The sequence below is a fragment of the Paenibacillus sp. P4_A7 genome (assembly GCF_056402455.1).
This window is the reverse complement of sequence record NZ_JBFUHJ010000604.1, coordinates 1-2,790: the sequence shown is the minus strand read 5'-3', so window position 1 is coordinate 2,790 and position 2,790 is coordinate 1. Positions and strand designations below refer to the sequence as shown.

General features: G+C 39.3%; 4 protein-coding genes and 1 pseudogene. All 5 read right to left on the bottom strand.

The features are described 5' to 3' along the window. Window positions 1-287: 287 nt before the first annotated feature. The gene (locus AC1DWN_RS31730) at window positions 288-614 is read right to left on the bottom strand and encodes a hypothetical protein (protein WP_477562837.1); all 327 of its coding nucleotides are present in this window, start codon (window positions 612-614) and stop codon (window positions 288-290) included. 90 nt (window positions 615-704) lie between these two features. Further along, window positions 705-1,151 (bottom strand): NUDIX hydrolase, encoded by a 447-nt coding sequence (locus AC1DWN_RS31725; RefSeq protein ID WP_477562836.1) that lies wholly within the window; start codon window positions 1,149-1,151, stop codon window positions 705-707. A gap of 289 nt (window positions 1,152-1,440) precedes the next feature. After that, window positions 1,441-1,941 (bottom strand): DinB family protein, encoded by a 501-nt coding sequence (locus AC1DWN_RS31720; RefSeq protein WP_477562835.1) that lies wholly within the window; start codon window positions 1,939-1,941, stop codon window positions 1,441-1,443. A gap of 68 nt (window positions 1,942-2,009) precedes the next feature. Continuing rightward, window positions 2,010-2,159, bottom strand: coding sequence for a hypothetical protein (locus AC1DWN_RS31715; protein ID WP_477562834.1), 150 nt, complete (start codon window positions 2,157-2,159; stop codon window positions 2,010-2,012). A 430-nt stretch (window positions 2,160-2,589) separates the two neighbouring features. Then, a pseudogene (locus AC1DWN_RS31710) lies at window positions 2,590-2,790 on the bottom strand (ankyrin repeat domain-containing protein); the annotation flags it as partial.

The following is a 2,790-nucleotide window of genomic DNA, read 5'->3' as shown; positions in this document are numbered from 1 at the left end:
GTCTAATGCATTATTGATAAAAGCAACTCTTTTATTCCCGTTTTCGGTTATTCGTTTTAATTCTAACTCTTCATTCCCAATCTTGAATGACGATAGGTAATATTTCATGCTTACTTATCCCCCTAGTTACGATTACATAAATAGTTGAGTCAGTCTTGAGTTGTTGAGTGTTCAACTCTTCTGCCCGTTAGCTTAATAAAGAAAGAGAGCAGCTGCCGTAGCAAACTGCCCCGCATTTGTTGAACTAACGTTACCCGTTAGCGTAATAATCTGGCGATTGCCTAACTCTATTTTAAAATGGGTAGAACTATTTCAGTTTCTAATTGTCCATGTATTCTTGCCAGATGACCAAAACAAAGTATAGCGATTCCTCTGACATTGAAATTACTATTATTGCTAAATTGTAAACAAATGTCTTGTACCCACTTCCAATCTTGCTCATTAAAAGCAAGTCCAAGCAAAGCATTGATAATCCTTTTATCGTCACCTGATTTCAATTCCTGAATTGTGGAATCTTTATCATATTCCTGAATCTCTTCGTATCTTCCATTGTCCAATTTAGTACCCACTTTCATTTCGAATAATTGTTCTTTGAATAAAAGTATACCACTCACTGCTAAGTTAACCTGCCCGTTAGTTCAATAGAAAAAAGGAGCTACCACATAGGAAGCTCCTCCGCTATCGTTACCCGTTAGCTTAACGAATTATCTTTTGAAATGTTGTTTAAATTCTGATTCGGCAATCTCTAATAGCTGAAGCCGTAACCCCTCACCTTCAATTTTTGAAATAATTTGGCGCGCTGTTTCAAAATTCATAGTCACTCTTCCTGTTGTTTCAAACCCATCGGGCATGATTCCATACTCCTTTACTCTAGCCATAACAAAAACAGTGTATGTATCCGTACTCTCCCAATACCAAGCAGCAATGGGTACTCTTTTAGACTCTAAAATAAGACCTGCTTCTTCAATTGTCTCACGGTTTAAAGCTGTATCAATATCTTCATTAACTTCAATTCTCCCACCGACTGTTGTGAGCGCCTTCTCATTTTTATCCCAGACCATAATAATTGAGCCATCTTCGGTAATTGGTATGCTGTGTACACCGGCAATTTTTTTATCAGTCGGAAAAGTACCATTTAAAGGACTTAGCATTTATATCCCTCCAATTTCACATGATTCTACATGTATTCATTGGAAAAATGGTAAAACCTTCTTACATTCTTGTCCAATATATGGAGAAATGCACTCATCCACATCTTAAGTGCTACCACGCAATCCTGCCCGTTAGCTTAATAAAGAAAGGGAGCAACTGCCGTAGCAAATTACTCCCTGTTTGTTCAACTATAGTTCTCCGTTAGCGTAATGCGAAATGGCAGACTTAGCGAATCCCGAATTGTGAATCCTGTGTTAGGTGTAGTTACCGGCTTCTTCGCCCCCCCTCTCACTTCTTCAAATTGTTACCGTAAATAGATGTTGTATTGTACTCAGAACCTAGACACATCTTAGCGATGTAAAGAATTTGTCCAAGATGTTCAGAATAATGAGTAGCACATTGTTGTAAAACTTCATATATAGACCTTGAATTTTCTCGTACTTGTTGAGTTCTTAGTAAATCTTCCATGTTGAGTTCTCTTGTTGTTTTTACTAATAAATCAAATGATTTTTCAACAATGACTATTATTTGATCTTTAGCTACGAATATTTTGCTATCAAACTCTTCATCTCTGTTTCTTCTATCTGATAAGCCTAATATACCCGAACCTATCCTTTGATTAATATTTCCTGCAATATGTACTACAAGATTAGATATAGAATTACTTTCACTATTAGGTCTCCAATTCAATTGTTCATTGCTTAATTGAGCTATTGTTTTAAGAAGCGTTGTTCTTATTTCTTCATATTTTGTAGTTAATTGCTCTATAATAATTGGGTAAATATCCATATCAGTCTCCTTATCCTTTTCGATCTTTAAACCGGTAATCATATTGGTGTCCGTTTTTAGATATATATTTATTCTTTGAATTGCTCAAAAACATCTTTTATCCAAACTTCATTGTTGATTGCGATGTATTGTTCTAGTCTTATAACCATATCATGATGTTCAACTTTACAGTACTCACTCTTCATCGTTACGACTTCAATTTTATTCACCAGTCCCATTGTTTAGACACCTCACTTTGAGCAATTACCACAACAATATTGTATCACGATTTATTCCGCTAACCTGGCCGTTAGCTTAATCCTCAGGAGCTCTAGCTATGGCCCTGCAATAAAATATGATCATTCACAGTTCGTAGGCAGATTTGGCGCCTAGACTACGCAGCCACTGCACCAGATCCGCGGTGGAACTACGCTGCGCTGCGTCCAGTGGGGTCAATCCATCCCAAACCGAAATCCAGTTCAATTCAGCACCTTGGTCGAGAAGATACTCTGCAGARTGGCGCTGTCCACCGTGGCATGCGCACCAGAAGGCGACGGTAATCTTATCCGGAGGTGTAGAGCAACTTGCTCCCCAAGGGTATCGATCCGAAAGTGTGGTTCCGGCGAAGTAGGCCTCAATTGCATCTATCTGTCCTAGAGCAGCCGCATGTTAGAGTGCGAACTGAGCTCCTCGTTTAACCAACATATGCGCTGCCTGCCACTGTGCAAATGCCACTGCATCGTCTAGTGGTGTGCCACCAGCGATCACTGCACCTGGCGCTTCGATATCGGCGCCAGCATCAAGAAGCGCTTCAAGAACTTCAATGTCATCACAACTCGAAGCCCAATGAAGCGGTGTCTCAGTGTGCGA